Here is a 15,319-nt window from a genome sequence, read left to right as displayed (position 1 = left end):
ATTGCGAACGGCAATCCCCGCCTCGGTGGACCTAACGTGTCAGCATACGAACCGCGAAGTGCTGGTCGAAGGCTCTGAGATCACGATCCGCCCGGTTGGTACCCGTCGCCTGTCGGCAGGTGACGCCCGATGAACCACGACACGATCGTCGCCGGGCTGACGGCGTCGGAGGCCGATGGGCTGGCCTGCGTGGCGTGCGGTGCTGACTACCTCCGCGTCCGGGTCCCACATGTTCCGGTCGGCCGGTCGGTGACCGACTCGCAGGTGTTCGCCTGCGTCGGGTGCTGCCTGGACGACGCACAGCGCGCGGCGGGAGGTGTGCGGCGGTGAGCGCCACGGCAACCCCGGCCAAGCGAGACCGAGCGCTGTGGGTGCAGTGCGCCTGCACCGCGCTCGTGGCCCTCGGCGCGGCGTACGCCTCCTACCGACACGGCCGCGAGTTCGCCGTGCGTTTTGGTGCCGATGAGGCTACGGCGGCGATCTGGCCGTTGATCGTGGACGGGATCTTGACCACGGCCACGGTCGAGCTGTGGAAGACCACCGGCGCCGGCCGGCGTGCCGGTGGCCGGTGGGCGGCGTGGGTGTCCTTCGTGTTCGGGATCTGCCTCTCGCTGTGCGCGAACGTGGCGGCGGCCCCGGAGTTGAGCGTGTTCGCCGTGGCGGTGGCAGCGTGCCCACCGCTGGCGCTGCTGCTGGCGGTCGAGCTGCTCAACCGCGCGCTCAAGCGGCACCGCGCCGAGACGGTGAGCGAGACCGGCACCGAGACCGCCGGGACGGGCGAGACCGGCGACGAGGCGGTCCCGGTGGTGCGTCTCGCGGCGGTGTCGGATGAGGCTCGCCCGACTGAGCCGAACGCCGAGCAGCGGATGTGGGCGTACTACGTGACCGTGCAGGCCAAGGGCCACACGCCGACCGGCGCGGAGCTGGACCGGGTCGCGGGCACGAACAACTACGGCCGGAAGGTGCTACGGCGCTGGCGGCAGGCCGGTCACCTGCCGCCCACCCTCGGCGGAACGCGCGACCGTGGCGAACGACCGGCGGCATCGTGAGCGCGTGGGCATGTCCCGCCGGCCGGTTCGTGGTTCACGAACCGGCATTAATGAGCCTGTCTGGCCGCGTTGTCGTCGGTTGTTGTTGCTGATCTTGCCGGGTGTGGTCCGGCCGCGGCGGAGCGGACCTCCTTCGATCTGATGGATCACCTTGCCGAGCTTGAGGACCCGCGCTGGGTGGTCCATCCCGTGACGGTGATGCTGGCGTTGTGCGCGGCCGCAGTCGTGGCCGGAATGCGCTCGTTCACTGCGATCGCCGGCTGGGTGAATGATGTTGCCCCGCAGCGCCGTCGAAGCCACAATCTGGCGAGTGGTGACCAAGGTCGACACCGGGCAGGTCGACACCGCGATCAGGGGCTGGTTGCTGGCGCGGCAGGCAGCATTCGAGGACGGCGGCCAGGCGCCTGCCAAGACGTCCAGCACCGGGGACACTGGCCGGGATCATCTTGCCGTGGACGGCAAGACACTTCGCGGGGCGCGAGACGTGATCATCCGTTCAACGGATCGGAGTCCGCGGTCAGCACCTCACCTTTCAGGTACTCCGTCAGCTCTCCATTTTCAGCCCAGAACCATAACCGCTGGCAGACCTTGCAGCGCACGACCCGTTGCGCCCTCCCGAACAGGAGCACCCCGGAGAGTTCCACATCGAACTCTTCGTCGGACAGGATGAAAAAAGTGTCATGCGGGTCGTCATCGCGAAGGATGGTCCCGCACTTGCACCGCATCTTTGCCATCACTTACCGCCAAAGAATCTGATTTCACTGATGAATTCGGTTTTGCCCCAGCTCCGAATCATACCGTTCACCCGGATGAGCGCACCGTCCGGTCCGCCGAGATCGGCCGCGGTCACACTGGTGCCCCGCAGGTCGACGATCACGCCACCGCCGTGCACCTGGTCGTACTTCTTGGCGATACTCCGCACCATGGCAGTGATGGAGGTTCCGGTAGGCGAATACACGTCCCAGAGCACTCCGTCGACCACCAGGTCGCTCGTCCCGCCACCGACCCGGGTGCCCACCGGGTCCCGCAGTGTGACCCTCGAACCCGCTCCCGCCATTTCCTCGGCGGCCCGGATTTCCGAGGCCGACGGGTTGGTGGCCGTGATCTCGAGCAGGCCGATGTTGGGCAGGTCGGCGAGGTGGGCGGCTTCGTTGGCCAGTGCTCCCGACTCCGCCGCCGCTTCCTGCGCGGCGCTGGCAGCCCGCCCGAGCTGCGCGGCAGCGCCGGCACCGGCGGCGTCGAGCAGGCCCACCCCCGCGACATCGGCCGCTTCCGCCAGCCCGGCAGCCCCTGCTGCCGCACGCAGCTCGCCGGCCCCACCTGCGAGCAGGTCGGCCAGTTCGCACTCCGGACATACCAGGGACGACAGCAACACGAGCAGCCCGCCGAGGTTCGGATCCGTTCCGGCGGTGATGTAGTTGGTGAAGTCGTCCCGGAGCGCGGCCATGTAGTTCGGGCTGAACAGGTTCCGGTAGTCCAGGCACCGCGGCAGCGTCGGGTCGCCCTGCGGGATGTGCTGCCGGCAGATGTCCTGGAGGTGCCCGAGGATGCGTTCCTGATCGGCCTGGGAGCCGCTGAACAGCAGCACGCAGTCCTGGTTGCTCAGCAGGTTGACGGCCTCGACGTCGCGGGCGTTGTCGTCGCAGTCGGCCCGCCGCTGCTGGATGAGCTGCTGCTTTTCCGTCGCGGCTTTGTTCGCGACGCTCTGCCAAGCGTCCTTCGCGGCCAGAGCGGCCGCGGCGGCGTCCTTGCCGGCCAAGATCGCGGCGTCGTACGCGATCTTGGCCGAGCCGGCGGCGTCATGGGCGTAGCCCGCGGCGGCATGGGCGTAGTACTGAGCCGTCGCGGCAGAGCGGCCGGCCCGGTCGGCTGAGGCGACGGCGGACGACGCCGCGCCGGCCGCGGTGGTGGCCGAGGTCTGGGCCTGCTGGGCGGACGCGGCGGCGCGAGTGGCGGCGTCCTGGGCCTGCCGGGCGTAGTCGGCGGCCTGGTTGGCCGCCGTGGCCGCCTGATCGGCGTACCCGGCGGCTTCGTCGGCGGCGTTGCGGGCTCGCGCCGCCGCGGCCTGAGCTTCGTCGGCGTCATGGGTGGCCGTGGCGGCGGAGCTCGCGGCCTGGGCCAGCAATCCGTCGATGGCGGCGTTGTGGGCAGCAGTGTTCTGGTCGCGACGGGCTGCGGTGTACTGGCCGACGACGATGAACTCGCGCAACAGCACCGGTGGTCCGTCGAGGGCGGCCTGGGCCGCGTTGACGACCTCCCGCGCTCCCGCCGCGCGGGCGGCGGACTGGATCTGGCTGGCCTTCAGCTGGTCGTCCATGCCGAGCGCGACGAACTGGCCGTTGTCGAGGAACTCCCGCAGCGCCTGGCCGGTCCCGGCGTCGAGAGCCTTCTGGCCCTCCTGCACGACCACGGTGCGACCGGCCGCGCGGGCGGTGGACATGATCTGGCTGACCTGGAGGGTGTCGTCCTGCCCGCGACCGGGGTAGTCACGACTGCGCAGGAAGTTCCGCACATCGGTATCCGAGCCCGCCAGAGCCGCGTTCCCGGCCGTCTGGAAGCCCGGCACTCCGGCCTCGACGAGCTGGACGAGGACAGCGCGGTCGTCCTGCCCAGCGGCCGCGGTCAAACCGGTGGTGATGAAGTCGATGACCTCGTTGTCGGACGCCGACAGCGCGGCGAGCGCCGCGGCCTTGGTCCAGGGGCCGCCCTGACCGGCGAGGGTCAGCGCGACCTTGCGGGCGTCGGTGAGCACGGTCGCGCGAGCGGCGCCGACCGCGGTGGCCTCGGCAATCAGCCGGGTGGTCTCGGCGTTCCAGGTGCTGACCTGGTCGAGGTCCCACCGGGGTGGCACGGGGCGCGCGGAAGCCGCCGCGGCGGCGGCAAACGCGGCGTCGTCGGCCTGCTGGCCATTCAACGCGATCCGGTCGTCGTCGGCCTTGCGGGCGGCCTGGGCGATCCGGGCCGCCTGGTTCGACGCGTCGACCGCCGCGTTCGCCGCGGCGGTGGCGGCGTTCGCGTGCGCGGTCGCCTTGGCCGCCGCGTCGGCGGCTTGCCCGGCGTGCGCAGCCGCGTCGTCCGCCGCGGCCGCCGCCGCGGTGGCGTCGTTGGCAGCGGCGGAAGCGGCATCGGCGGCCACGCCGGCGTCTCCGCCTGCTTCGTCAGCCCACGACTGGCTCGCCTGCGCCGCGGCGGTCGCCCGCGCGGCCTGGGCGCGGGCGTTCGCGGCGGCGGCTTGGGCCTGCCGGGCATCGCCGCCCGCGGCCGCGGCCGAGTTGGCCGCGTCGGTGGCGGCCTGCGCCGCTGTCCGGGATTGGGTTGCGGCGTCCCCGGCCGCGGAACCCGCGTCCTTGGCTCGTTGCGACGCTGTCCGCGCCGCCCGGGCCGCGTCCGCGGCCGTCGAGGCGCTCACCGCCGCGTCTCGTGCGGTCTGCGCGGCCTTGGTCGCGTCCGCGGCTTTGACCCTGTCGCCGATCGCCGCCGCCGCCGCGTCGTAGGCGTGTGAGGCGGCAGTCCGCGCCTGGCCGGCCGCCGCGGCCGCCCGTGCGGCCGCCACCGCCGCGGTGTGCGCCGAACGTGACGCCGCATTGGCCGCACCGATCGCCTGCCGGGCGGTGAACGCCGCCTGGTCAGCCGCATAAGCGGCCCGGGTCGCCGCGTCCGTGGCCTCGCCAGCATGTCCCTGTGCGGCCGCGGCGGCGTCCTTGGCCGCCTGTGCGGCCTTCTGCGCGGCGGCAGCCTCCACGACCGCGCGATCCGATTCCTGCTTCGCCTGGTCCGTCTCGGCTGCCGCCTGGTCCGAGGCTGCCTTGGCCGTAGCCACCAACTGCGCGATGGACGTCGTTTCCGCGTCTCGCGCCTGCGCCACGGGGAGATCGACGCCGAGGAACTGGTTCAGCGCATCCACGGTGCCTGCGTCCAGCGCCTGCTGCCCGGCCCTCTTCACTTCGGGACCGCCACCGGACATCGCCCGGCTGACCTTGACCGTCTGGTCGATTTCGAACGGGGTCTGCCACTCGGACTGGAGGAACGACTTCAGCGCATCCACGGTGCCCGCGTCCAGCGCCTGCTGCCCAGCCTTCTTCACCTGCGCGTCGCCGGCAGACATCACTCGGCTGACCCGCACGCTCAAGTCGATCCCGTACGGCGCTTCCCAGCCCGTGTCAAGGAACGCGCTCAGTGCGTTGTCCGTACCGGCGTCCAGCGCCTGTTGTGCCGCCGATCGCGTCGCCACACCGCCAGCCGACATCAACCTGCTGACCTGCACACTTCGGTCGATTGAGGAGTCCACGGCTCTCTGCGATGTCAAGAACCGCGCCACGTCCGCATCCGTGCCGGCAAGCGCCGCGGCCGCGTCTTGCCTGGTCGCCGGGCCGCCGAGCTGCCACAGCCGCAGCACCTTCAGGCGGTCCGAGCCCGACGGGCTGGCTTCCGTGGACGTCGCCGCGGCGATCGGGGGGCTCTGGGAGGCCACGGCGGCCGGCGAGGTGGCGAGCCAGCCGAGGCTCAGCGACGCTGTTATCGCCAAGATCAAGCCAGCACGCGCCAAGGATCCACACATAGTGATCAGTACACTGATTGCTGACACCCGATCGGGTCTGCCCAGGATCTGGTTGACACCTCATGTGTGGGGTTGTTTGCCGCCTTTGTGTTCGTGCAGGACACCCCATAGGCGGTCTTCGGAGAGGCTGTAGCAGCCGTGGAAGTATCGGATGCCGTGGGCGTGGGGGCTGACGGCATGTCACTGGAACGCTCCGTAGAGCGACCGGGTTACTGGATGTTGAAGCCGATGCCTTGGCGAGCATCGTCCATACATCGACCGCAGCGCCGCGCGGCATCAATCAAGACATCCTCGTCTCGCACCGGCTGCTCCTTGGTGGGGACAGGCTCGGGGTCGCAACGGTGGCGGTGAAGCGAGAGGGCTCGCTGCCAGAGTGTGGCCTGCTCGTCGAGTGACCGGAAATGGCCTTCGGTTGGTTCGTCGCCACGATCCATCGCTTCGAACATCAGCTTGCTCCGCAGGCGCGCGTGCTGGCCAAGTCCAAGCTGATATGCCCGCTGCCCGGCCGCGATGCACTCCACGGAACAGAATCTCCGCACGTGAGCCGTGGTGATCAGGGTGACGTGATCACGACCGAGGGCTTCGCAGCACTCCAGGTTGCTGCAACGGAACGGGTCTTCCCACAGTCGCTGGTCGACGGTCTCCCACGCCAAGGCGGGCGGGATGGAGTCGTCCTGCATCCCCGCGGCCATACCGTGCAAGATCGTTCGGTCGGTCTCGCGTTCCCGGTTGTGGTCGTCCGGGTTCTCATCCCGCAGCGGCACAACACGTTCCCTTCATCATTTGAACCGTGTGAATCACCTTACCGAGCATGGCTGGTCAGCACTCGCTACGGCAGGGCCGACCAGCCGTTCCAGGGACGAGCACCGTGCTGCCCCTGCAAGCATCTGAGGCGCCATAGTGCCTGTTCTTCGGCGCGATGATTCTCCGAGGCGACCTGGACGGCCATACAGGTCATGCGGAACTCGCGGATGTCTCGGAACAGCTCGAAACCCGACCAGTTGGTCACGTCGTGGCCATATGCGGTGCGGAACGCCTGGTATTCAGACTCGCCGATCCAACCGAACGACCGGTACTTGATCGCCGTATGCACGAGATCCCATTCGGGCGCGCCGATGGCCACGCGTTCGAGGTCGAGGAAGACGACGCGGCCGTCCGCGGTCGAGACGACGTTGCCGACCCACGCGTCGCCGTGCACGACGCATTCGGGCAGCCCGCCGGGGCGGTCGTCCCAACGCTTCCGCAGCTCCGCGAGTCGGCTTCGCAGCCAGTCACGATCGGCTTCGGCCAGAGTCGACGCTCGTTCGATCCGTTCGGCGAGCCGCACGAACGGCTGGATCGGCCCGAGGTCGAGGTCGGACGGTGGTACGACGCCGTGCAGTCGACGGAGGGCCTGGGCCACTTGGACGGGGCTGCCGTGTTCGTGCGGCGGCAGTTCCAGCCAGAACGTGACCGCGCGGCCGTCCACGTCGATGGGCTGGTCCGGCTGATCGGCAACCTGCACGGCAGGGACATCGACGCTTTCCAGCCACCGGGCCACCGCGACTTCCTTGCGAGCCGCGGCGAGCTGTCCAGGTCGCGAGACACGCGCAATGACTCCGTCGGTCAGGCGGAAGATCGCGTTCTCTCCGAGGCGAACGACTTCGGCGTCCGTAGCGTCTCGGCCGGCTTTCGCGCAGGCGTGCTCCAGGACCGCGCGTGCGTGCTGCTCGGCATCGAGGTCGGTCACGAGATCGCGAGCCGGTTGCCGATGGCGTTCCGCAGCTCGGCGACCTCGGGTAAGCGCTGGTGCCGTGCGGCGAAGGAACGTAGTTCCCGCAGGTCGTCGGCGGCCCGTCGGGAGGTGATCGTTCCGGCGGCTTCGAGCGCGCGCACGCCAATACGAGCGGCCTCCACCGGGTCGCCGGTGCGCATGGTCAGCGACGCTAGCTTGATCCCCGAAATGGCCCGCGACCTGGCATATGGCGCTGTGTGTCCGTTGACGGCAGTGGCCAGGCGCGTCGATGCCTCCGAGGCAAACTTGCCGTCGAGCGCAAGATCGAACAGGGCGTGCCCGGTGTCTCCGGAGTGTTGGGCGGCGTCGTAGTAGCTCATCCAGACCGGGTCGTTGGCGGGGTTCGCATTAGCGAACTGTTCGTCGGCGAGGCCGATCGTCTTCGCCGCGTCCGACACCCGGTGCAGCTTCGCGAGCGCGCGTCCGCGCGCGGTGAGGAGCATGGCGCGCTCGGTTGGCGTCAGCCGGTCGGCACGGACCATTGCCAGTTCAACGAGCGTGAGCCCGGCGTCCGGGTCGCCGCACCACACGGCCTGCCTTGCCATGCTGGAAAGCACCTTCGCGCGGAGGTGCCAGTCGTCGCCCTGCTCGGCACACCCCAGCGCGAACCGGAACATCTCGCGGGCGTCCTCGTGCGCGTAGGCGTCGAACGCCATGAACGCCGCAGTGTGGCCGAGGAAGCCGACCGCCGAGTAGAGGTCACCCCGTAGCCGCTCGCTGCACCTGGCGTTGAGCAGGCCGGCGGAGTATCGCAGCTGGGCGGCGACAGCTTCGCGGACCAGTCCACCCCCGTAGGTGTGATCCCAAGAACCGAACAGCTTCGCCGTTGTCCGAACCTGGTCGATCTCGTGCTGCCCGACGACGGAGGGAACCGGCGTCGGCTGCCGGGTAATCAGTGACTGCGCCAGCGGCGCGACCATGGCGCCCGCCGTGACCCCCAAGGCCGCGCGCAAGAAATCTGAGCGGTTCACGGATTCGAGGCTAACCGCGGACCGCCTGGTACGACGAAATCCGAGATCGGCGTCCCTGGCGACTCCGAGCACGGCCCGTAGCCCTTCGCGATACAGGGCCTGTGGCCACCGGATGAGCCCGCGTTCCAGCTTGCCGACGTAGTTGCCGTCCAACTCGACGGTCTTGCCGTGACGATCATGAATCCAGGCGTTGACCTGCTCTGCAAGCTCAGAACGCGTCAGGCACTCGCCGGGCGTCTGCGGCGATTCGGTGCGCTCGCGAACCTCGCGGAGCTGATCATTTGGTTCCGTCACGACCGTCCCTCCTGTGATCCGGGTCTCCGGCATCGTCGCACAGTCCGGCCGCCACTGGTCCCTTCAAATCTCCCGGAAATCCTCCCCCAACCCTCCCCTTGACATCCCTCAGTACGGTCGTTCCACGTTCGACCTGCTGCACGCAGGGTGGAACCATGACTACACCGACGGCGACAACGTGGATCACGTCGAACGACGCACTTGTCGAACACCGCGTCACTGACGCGGCATACGACGAAGGGGTCAAGACCGCCGTCTTCGCCGCGCTATGCGGGGCCGAATTCGCGTCCGCTCCGCTGGCGGTCGGCCCGCGTCACCGGTGCGGTTCATGTCGTCGTTACCAGGTCGTACGTGCGTCCATGCCTGATCTCCCGAACCGTCGACACCGACCATCGCTGCTCACCCGACTGCTTGGTCACCCACGCACGCCGGTGGACGCGGGGAGCGCCCCGACCTCCGCGTCCGCCGGTTCCAGCAGGCACCGCACCGGCCGGCGCGCCGCATGAAGATGACCGACGCCGTACGTCAAGCCATAGCCCACTTCCCCGAGTTGGCCCGACTCCACGAACTTGCGAACACCGAAGTCTGGACATTCGTCCCGGTGGTCGCCGACGGCGAAGTGATCGAGGTGCGTGGCGCCCGAGCGTGGCGAACCGGGTGGGCAGACGCGTTCCTGGTCCGATACGTCACGGACGCGATGGCCTTGCGGGTTGCCCCCAAGGGCGGCGTCGTCTGGCACACCGATGGCAGCCTCGTCGAGGTCGTCGACAGCCTGATCGACCTCCCGTTGCCAGGCACACCCGGTGCGCCGCACCTGATCACTGGACACAGCTCGCTCCTCTGGACGCCCGGCCACGACCCGAAGGCGGCGGTATGGGGCGCCTGAAATGGGAGGATCTGCGGCCGGGGGTTCACCGCGGAATCCAGGAACGCATCGGCGCGCCCGTTCTGCGATACGACGACCAGGCACCACAGGGCACAGCGGACTTCTCCGCCGCAATACACACGGAGCGCGGCTCGTACTTCGTCAAGGCCGTCTTGCAGTCCGAGCACGTCCACGCGCGCTCACGCAGCGACGAGATGAGGCTCAACAAACTGCTGCCGCGAACGGCCCCGCGCCTTCTGTGGCGAACATCAAATGCGGAATGGGTGATCACCGGATACGAGTACGTTAACGGGCGACCCGCCCGGTTTGAGCCTGATTCCCCTGATGTCCCTGAGCTGGTGGGCTTGCTCGCCGAACTGGCCGTACCCGTCGTCTCAGGCTCCGAGCATTTCCCCAGTCTCGGGGCGCGATGGTCCATAGCCGCGCCGTGGCGGACGCTGGCCCACACGAAGCCACGCACGGTCGGCACCTGGGAGCGCAAGCGGTTCAAGGACTTCGCCGACCAGGAGTCGTACGTGTTCGACGTGTTGTCGGGCGGTACGTGCATCGCCCATGCCGACGTCCACGAGAAAACCGTCCTGGTTGGACCTGGCGGGATACGCATCGCTGGCTGGACGTGGGCGACGCGAGCACCAGCTTGGGTTGACGCAGCGGTCTTCGTCGTGCGCCTGATCGCGGCTGGGCATTCACCACAGCAGGCGGAGGACTGGGTATCGAACATACCCGCCTGGAAGAACGCGGCCGCTGAGGCACTCGACGCGTTCTCCGTGGCACTGCTGGGCTTGTGGACCGTGACGAGTCGCTATCCGTCCCTTGTCGAGGCAGCGCGCCGATATGCGCAATACCGACTCGACGCCGAAGCCGACCAGACAGCCCAGTAGGCGAGTCATGACTAGGGGGTTTGACTATGCAGCGTTCGCCTCGTTCGTTTTCCCAGCGCTCGGTGTGGTCATCGCACTTGGCGGGACGGCGCTCATCGTCCGCAAGGCGTTGCGCACGATCCGAGACCTGCGCAACGACGCCAAACACTGGCGCGACGAGGCCTTCGAGCTATGGCAGGGCATGGACGCCGAGAAGACGGTGCGCTTTCCGAAACCCAGAAATCTGGGCGCGCCGCTCACAGTGCACGACCAGATCGTTGGGTTCCAAGCCCGGAAGGGGCACCAGGCTGCGCGGGACTATCAGGCACGGCACCGACTTGCCGAACCTGTACCGCAGCAGTTCCGCGGCACGCTTTCCGGATTCGAGGGTTCTCGACCGGAAGTCTAAAGCCTCCGACAACGCGGATCAGTTGTCGGAGTCATGTTGGCACACAAGAGAAAGAGGAATTTTGAGAAGCAAAGCATTAGTCGTCGCAGCCGGTTTCGCACTTGCGGCCACGGCGAGCGTGGGCACTGCCAGCGCGTCCGTTCAGCCGAACATCGTCGGCGGCAACGCAGCCACGGTTCCCACGCCATGGATGGCGTCGATCCAGTACACCGCCCCCAAGTACGGGATCACGAACGCGAAGCCGTGGTGCGGCGGCGCGCTCGCCTTCCGTAGCTGGGTCGTCACCAACGCCCACTGCATGACCGACATGCCCGCCGAGGTCGCGGCGGCCGTCACGAACGGCCAGCACTTCGCGGCCGGCGCCACGTCCATCCCGATGAGCGACCGGCAGTTCTCCGTCCGCGTCGGCTCGCACGACCGGACCCAGGGTGGCGAGACCGCGACCGTGACCCGCATCGTGGTGCACCCCGGCTGGACCTGGGGTGCGACGGCGCCGACCGACGACATCGCCATGCTGAAGCTCGACCACCCCGTGAACTCGCAGCCGATCCAGCTGGCGCCGCGCGCGGCGCAGCCCGGCGACCGGGTTCAGCTCTTCGGCTGGGGTGCCGATCAGCCGGACGGTTCGTCGGCGAACCTGCCGACCCAGTTGCAGCAGCTCGCGACCACCGTGGTCGACCCCGCGCGCTGCGCGGACGGCGGCCAGACCGCCGACGAGATCTGCACCGACAACCCCAATCGCACGGACGGCCCGGGTCACGGTGACTCGGGCGGCCCGGCCGTGAAGTACGTGCACGGCACGGCGCAGCTGGTCGGCGGATGCAGCCGGGGGACCTCCTCGCCGTACCCGGGTGTGGCCCCGACGATCTACACGAGTTCGCCGGACTTCCGTAGCTGGATCTACGACACGGCTCGCGGCGTTCCGGCCGCCGCGTAGTGCAAGTGGGCCGCACCCGGTCGCGGGCCGGGTGCGGCGCCACACCCACGCGATCGACCGAAGGACGGGGGACGAGATGACCGAAAGACCTGCGCTCAAGGTGATCCAAGGCGGGACCGATGCGAAGGACCCGGACGTGAGTAGTCCGTTCGACGGGAACTCGATCTCCGTGACGTTAAGCGGCTTCTCAGCGGGTCTGCTCGAACGTCACCGGGGCGGTAGCGACCGGCCCGAGATGATCGTCGCGGCACTCTACAAGGTTCTCGATGAGATTAGGCCGCTCGCCACGGACCGCGAGCGCGTGCGCAACGTGTTTGCGCATCCGGTAGCCGGGACGCCTGCCATCGTCGTCGGTGTCGTTCTCCCGCGCGCATCGTCTCTCAAGTCAAGCCCAGATACTGAGGAGAGCTGACCGCTGGACGCTACCGAAACCGTATGCAGGGTTCAAAGCTGTCGCTCCAGATTCGACGGCAGGAGATCGAGGATGACTCGAAGGCCGCACGGATACGGTCACGTCTGGATACTGTTGGGGCTCCTGGCTTTCGGTGGTGGCGCGGCGTGGATCGCCGTGGGGAAGCTCCTTACCGGGAGCGCGTAAGGCACATACGGCGGCACGTACGTCGCCGAGATTCACCGCGCCGAGTGATCGCCACGACGCGCGAGTGACAGAGGTTCCGCGCACGAGCACGTGCGCGGTTACAGTGAATATCCGGATAAAGGAGGCCCCTGTGGGCGACGACAAGCACTCGGTCGAGGACGACAAGAGCACCGGCAAGACCGGTGACGACATCGACCCCGACAAGTTCGAGGGCGACAAGTGACGTTGACGCCTGACGCGTTGGCGGACGAAGTGTGCTCGGCCGGGAACTTCCCGGCCGAGTGTCGTTCCGCCCTGCGAGCCGTTCCCCGCGAAGACTTCATTCCCGCGCAGATGTGGGTCCAGGAGGTCGACGGCGAGGACTATCAGCCGGTCGACCGGCAGGTTGATCCCGAGCGTTGGCTGCGGAACGTGTACTCGGACCGGGTGATCGTGACTCAGTTCGACGACGGCCGCACAGCCTGGCCGAAGGTCGGCGATCGGCCGACGTGCTCGGCGTCGATGCCGTCTGCTGTGGTTGGGATGCTCGCCGAACTTGGCGCCGAGCTGGGCGACCAAGTGTTGGAGATCGGCACCGGTACCGGATTCAACGCCGCGCTGCTGGCGCACATCGTCGGGCGTGCCGGAACCGTGACGACGGTCGAGATTGACCGGCAGCTGGCCGACGTGGCACGTGCGAACCTCGCCAATGCCGGCGTGCTTAACGTCGAGGTCGAGCACGGCGACGGCGCGGCGAGCCGGGCGGATTTCGCGCGTTGGAGCCGTGTTATCGCGACCGCCGGTGTACGAGTGGGCCAGTTGCCGTACTCGTGGGTGCGGGAGTCGCGACCGGGTGCCGTGATCGTCGCGCCGATGCGGGCTGACCTCGCATCGGGCCCCCTGGTCCGGTTCGAGGTCGGCAACGACGGCACCGCGACCGGCCACGCGGTGGCCGATCTGCGCGTCGGGTTCATGGAGCTGCGGAATCAGCGCGTCGCCTCGTCGATGTCCGATCTGCGGTGGGACGACGAGAACGCCGACGTCACGTACACGGATCTGGCTCCGTGGACGCTGTTGCTCGCCGAGAACGACCGCTGGCCCCTCGCGGTGGCGTTGCCGTCGTGTCGCTACGACGTGTGGGAGAAGACGACAGACCGGCCCGGGGTTGCGTGGTTGCGCGATCCGCTGTCGCTGTCCTGGGCCAGTGTTGTCCGCGAGGGCGAGCAGTACACGGTTCGCCAGCACGGCCCCCGGCGGCTGTGGGACGAGGCGGAAGCCGCGTACCGATGGTGGCGCCAGCGCGGCGCCCCACCTCTGGAAGCGTGGAACTGGACAGTCTCAGCAGACCGCCAAACCGTAACCCTGCCATAGCGGCGCCCAGCGCGCCCTGGAGCCGCCAACCGGGCAAGTAGGCGCCAGGGGCGCGGGGCAGCAGGAATACGGCCTGGCCGCAGACGTAGCGACATGTTGACTGAACTAATTGACTGTTCCAGCACGTCATAAGGTCTGCTCAAACAGGCGTTGCTAGCTTGCCTGCGTGATCTTGGAACGAGACTTTGCACGTCTGGTGGTGCCGACAGTGGGGAAGCTGGTCGGCCCGTTGGACGGCGAGTCGGAGCCGTATGAACTGCTGGACGCGACGGGGCAGTCGTTGCGTCTGTCAGTGCGTTCTTCCGTGAGTTGACGGCGTCGGTCCGTTGGATCGGTCGCGGCGATTCGGGCGAGCCAATGCCCACCACAACCCCGTGGACCAGTTCCGTCGGGCTCGAGTGATGGCGCTCTCCGAGATGGGCCAGCCATGCTCTCCGAAATGGGCCAGCTGAGGAGTGCAGCGTAGCCGGTGTCAACGGCGGAGCGGGATCACTCCGTCGGGTGCCGCGACGGGCATCTGCGGTCGTGCGGCTTCGGGCGTGGTGAGCAGCGCGACGATGGTGACCGGGCCGCCGCAGTGCGGGCAGTCCCGCTGGGCCGCGATGTGCGGCAGCGGCGCCGCAGGCGCCGGCGGGGTCGCCGCCGGAGGCGGTGTCCCGAAGGACCTGGCGGTGCTGGCTGCGGGTGTGGTGCGCTCGACCTCCCGGCGGGCGGCCGCGGTGCGTTTGCACTGGCGCGAGCAGTAGAGCCGGGTCTTGGCCTGCCGGCCGGTCGCGACGAACCGCTCCCAACAGATCGGGCAGGTCTTGCGGGTCGCGTTGTAGTCCGGGTCGCGCGGGTCAGGAGACATGCGCGTTCACCGCCTTCCGCAGCTTGTCCGATGTAGACTGATGCGACCGCAACCGGTAAGACGGGCCGTCGATGCCGACCACGGTCGCGCGGTGCAGCAACCGGTCCAGCATCGCTGCCGCGACAGTCGCGTCGCCGAAAGCCGTTGCCCAGTCAGCAATCCCGACGTTCGTTGTCAGGATCGTGGACGACTTGAGGTAACGCTGGTTGATCACCTGGAACAAGGCTGAGGCCCCGTCGCCGGGTAACGGCAGATAGCCCAGTTCGTCGATCACGAGCAGTTTCGGGCCGGCGAAGAACCGCATGCAGGTGGCCCAGCGGCCTTCGACTGCGGCCTTGTGGCAGCGGGCGGCGAGGTCGGCCGCGGTGGTGAAGTAGACCCGGTTCCCGGCCTCGGCCGTCCCGCGCGCGAGCGCGGTGGCCAGCATCGTCTTGCCGACCCCGGGCGGCCCGACGAACAACACGTTCGACGCGTCGTCGAGAAAGCGGAGGGTGGCCAGGTCGCGGATGAGTTTCTCGTCGACCCCGGGCTGGGCGGCGAAGTCGAAGTCCGCCAGGGTCCAGGGATCGGGCAGGCAGGCGAACCGCAACCGGCCGGCCAGCCGGCGTTCTTCAGTGGCGTTGACCTCGATCTCCAGCAGCCGCTCCAGCGCAGCGGTCATCGACAGGTTCTCCGCCCGGGCCTGATCGAGGATCCGGGGCAGGGCTTCGGCGGCGTTGTCCAGCTTCAGGTAGGAGAAGTGCGAACGGAGTTGCTGATAGCGGCGGGCCTCGCTCATCTGTG

General features: G+C 68.6%; 15 protein-coding genes. 8 read left to right on the top strand and 7 right to left on the bottom strand.

Annotated features, from left to right (window positions below; translation table 11 throughout):
• Positions 1-129 precede the first annotated feature (129 nt).
• Positions 130-330 (top strand): hypothetical protein, encoded by a 201-nt coding sequence (locus QRX60_RS48945; protein WP_285998292.1) that lies wholly within the window; start codon positions 130-132, stop codon positions 328-330.
• Positions 327-1,049, top strand: a complete 723-nt coding sequence (locus tag QRX60_RS48940; RefSeq protein ID WP_285998291.1) for a DUF2637 domain-containing protein — start codon at positions 327-329, stop codon at positions 1,047-1,049. Before QRX60_RS48945 ends, QRX60_RS48940 begins: the two co-directional genes overlap by 4 nt.
• 488 nt (positions 1,050-1,537) lie before the next feature.
• On the opposite strand, the gene QRX60_RS48935 is transcribed toward QRX60_RS48940, so the two are convergent.
• The 5 genes from QRX60_RS48935 to QRX60_RS48915 form a co-directional block, all read right to left on the bottom strand.
• Positions 1,538-1,786: a hypothetical protein gene (locus tag QRX60_RS48935; RefSeq protein WP_285998290.1), complete on the bottom strand. Its 249-nt coding sequence runs from the start codon at positions 1,784-1,786 to the stop codon at positions 1,538-1,540.
• Complete coding sequence (locus QRX60_RS48930) at positions 1,783-5,580, bottom strand: CdiA C-terminal domain-containing protein (protein ID WP_285998289.1); 3,798 nt, start codon at positions 5,578-5,580, stop codon at positions 1,783-1,785. The genes QRX60_RS48935 and QRX60_RS48930 overlap by 4 nt, the downstream gene beginning before the upstream one ends.
• 236 nt (positions 5,581-5,816) lie before the next feature.
• Positions 5,817-6,371 carry a hypothetical protein gene (locus tag QRX60_RS48925; protein WP_285998288.1) on the bottom strand — a complete coding sequence of 185 codons (555 nt, stop codon included), beginning with the start codon at positions 6,369-6,371 and terminating at the stop codon, positions 5,817-5,819.
• Between the two features lie 65 nt (positions 6,372-6,436).
• The gene (locus QRX60_RS48920; protein ID WP_285998287.1) at positions 6,437-7,336 is read right to left on the bottom strand and encodes an aminoglycoside phosphotransferase family protein; all 900 of its coding nucleotides are present in this window, start codon (positions 7,334-7,336) and stop codon (positions 6,437-6,439) included.
• A complete protein-coding gene (locus QRX60_RS48915; protein WP_285998286.1) occupies positions 7,333-8,679 on the bottom strand; it encodes an XRE family transcriptional regulator in 1,347 nt (448 codons plus the stop codon). The genes QRX60_RS48920 and QRX60_RS48915 overlap by 4 nt, the downstream gene beginning before the upstream one ends.
• Positions 8,680-9,148: 469 nt before the next feature.
• Here QRX60_RS48915 and QRX60_RS48910 point away from each other — a divergent pair, with 469 nt between their 5' ends.
• From QRX60_RS48910 to QRX60_RS48885, 6 genes are all read left to right on the top strand, one after another.
• On the top strand, positions 9,149-9,532 hold the full coding sequence (locus QRX60_RS48910) for a hypothetical protein (protein WP_285998285.1): 384 nt from the start codon (positions 9,149-9,151) through the stop codon (positions 9,530-9,532).
• A complete protein-coding gene (locus QRX60_RS48905; RefSeq protein WP_285998284.1) occupies positions 9,520-10,413 on the top strand; it encodes a hypothetical protein in 894 nt (297 codons plus the stop codon). Before QRX60_RS48910 ends, QRX60_RS48905 begins: the two co-directional genes overlap by 13 nt.
• A gap of 7 nt (positions 10,414-10,420) precedes the next feature.
• Positions 10,421-10,801, top strand: a complete 381-nt coding sequence (locus QRX60_RS48900; protein WP_285998283.1) for a hypothetical protein — start codon at positions 10,421-10,423, stop codon at positions 10,799-10,801.
• A gap of 190 nt (positions 10,802-10,991) precedes the next feature.
• Positions 10,992-11,738: a S1 family peptidase gene (locus QRX60_RS48895; protein ID WP_408630191.1), complete on the top strand. Its 747-nt coding sequence runs from the start codon at positions 10,992-10,994 to the stop codon at positions 11,736-11,738.
• 76 nt (positions 11,739-11,814) lie between these two features.
• The gene (locus QRX60_RS48890) at positions 11,815-12,150 is read left to right on the top strand and encodes a hypothetical protein (RefSeq protein WP_285998281.1); all 336 of its coding nucleotides are present in this window, start codon (positions 11,815-11,817) and stop codon (positions 12,148-12,150) included.
• A 405-nt stretch (positions 12,151-12,555) separates the two neighbouring features.
• Entirely contained in the window at positions 12,556-13,686 is a 1,131-nt protein-coding gene (locus QRX60_RS48885) for a methyltransferase domain-containing protein (RefSeq protein ID WP_285998280.1), read from the top strand.
• Positions 13,687-14,158: 472 nt separating this feature from the next.
• Here the strand turns inward: QRX60_RS48885 and QRX60_RS48880 are convergent, their stop codons facing one another.
• Both QRX60_RS48880 and istB read right to left on the bottom strand, forming a co-directional pair.
• Positions 14,159-14,536, bottom strand: coding sequence for a hypothetical protein (locus QRX60_RS48880; protein ID WP_285997628.1), 378 nt, complete (start codon positions 14,534-14,536; stop codon positions 14,159-14,161).
• Positions 14,526-15,314, bottom strand: coding sequence for an IS21-like element helper ATPase IstB (gene istB, locus QRX60_RS48875; RefSeq protein WP_020661064.1), 789 nt, complete (start codon positions 15,312-15,314; stop codon positions 14,526-14,528). The genes QRX60_RS48880 and istB overlap by 11 nt, the downstream gene beginning before the upstream one ends.
• Positions 15,315-15,319: the final 5 nt, after the last annotated feature.

It is taken from the genome of Amycolatopsis mongoliensis, assembly GCF_030285665.1.
GTDB classification, from domain to species: Bacteria; Actinomycetota; Actinomycetes; order Mycobacteriales; family Pseudonocardiaceae; genus Amycolatopsis; species Amycolatopsis mongoliensis.
The sequence above is the reverse complement of the archived record's forward strand: the minus strand, read 5'-3'. Positions and strand labels throughout refer to the sequence as shown.

Bases quoted from the DNA above. Each gene is read 5' to 3' on its own strand.
- QRX60_RS48945 (WP_285998292.1), top strand. From the start codon at position 130: ATGAACCACGACACGATCGTCGCCGGGCTGACGGCGTCGGAGGCCGAT.
- QRX60_RS48915 (WP_285998286.1), bottom strand. From the start codon at position 8,679: ATGCCGGAGACCCGGATCACAGGAGGGACGGTCGTGACGGAACCAAAT.
- QRX60_RS48910 (WP_285998285.1), top strand. From the start codon at position 9,149: ATGAAGATGACCGACGCCGTACGTCAAGCCATAGCCCACTTCCCCGAG.
- QRX60_RS48905 (WP_285998284.1), top strand. From the start codon at position 9,520: ATGGGGCGCCTGAAATGGGAGGATCTGCGGCCGGGGGTTCACCGCGGA.
- QRX60_RS48900 (WP_285998283.1), top strand. From the start codon at position 10,421: ATGACTAGGGGGTTTGACTATGCAGCGTTCGCCTCGTTCGTTTTCCCA.
- QRX60_RS48895 (WP_408630191.1), top strand. From the start codon at position 10,992: ATGGCGTCGATCCAGTACACCGCCCCCAAGTACGGGATCACGAACGCG.
- QRX60_RS48890 (WP_285998281.1), top strand. From the start codon at position 11,815: ATGACCGAAAGACCTGCGCTCAAGGTGATCCAAGGCGGGACCGATGCG.
- QRX60_RS48880 (WP_285997628.1), bottom strand. From the start codon at position 14,536: ATGTCTCCTGACCCGCGCGACCCGGACTACAACGCGACCCGCAAGACC.
- istB (WP_020661064.1), bottom strand. From the start codon at position 15,314: ATGAGCGAGGCCCGCCGCTATCAGCAACTCCGTTCGCACTTCTCCTAC.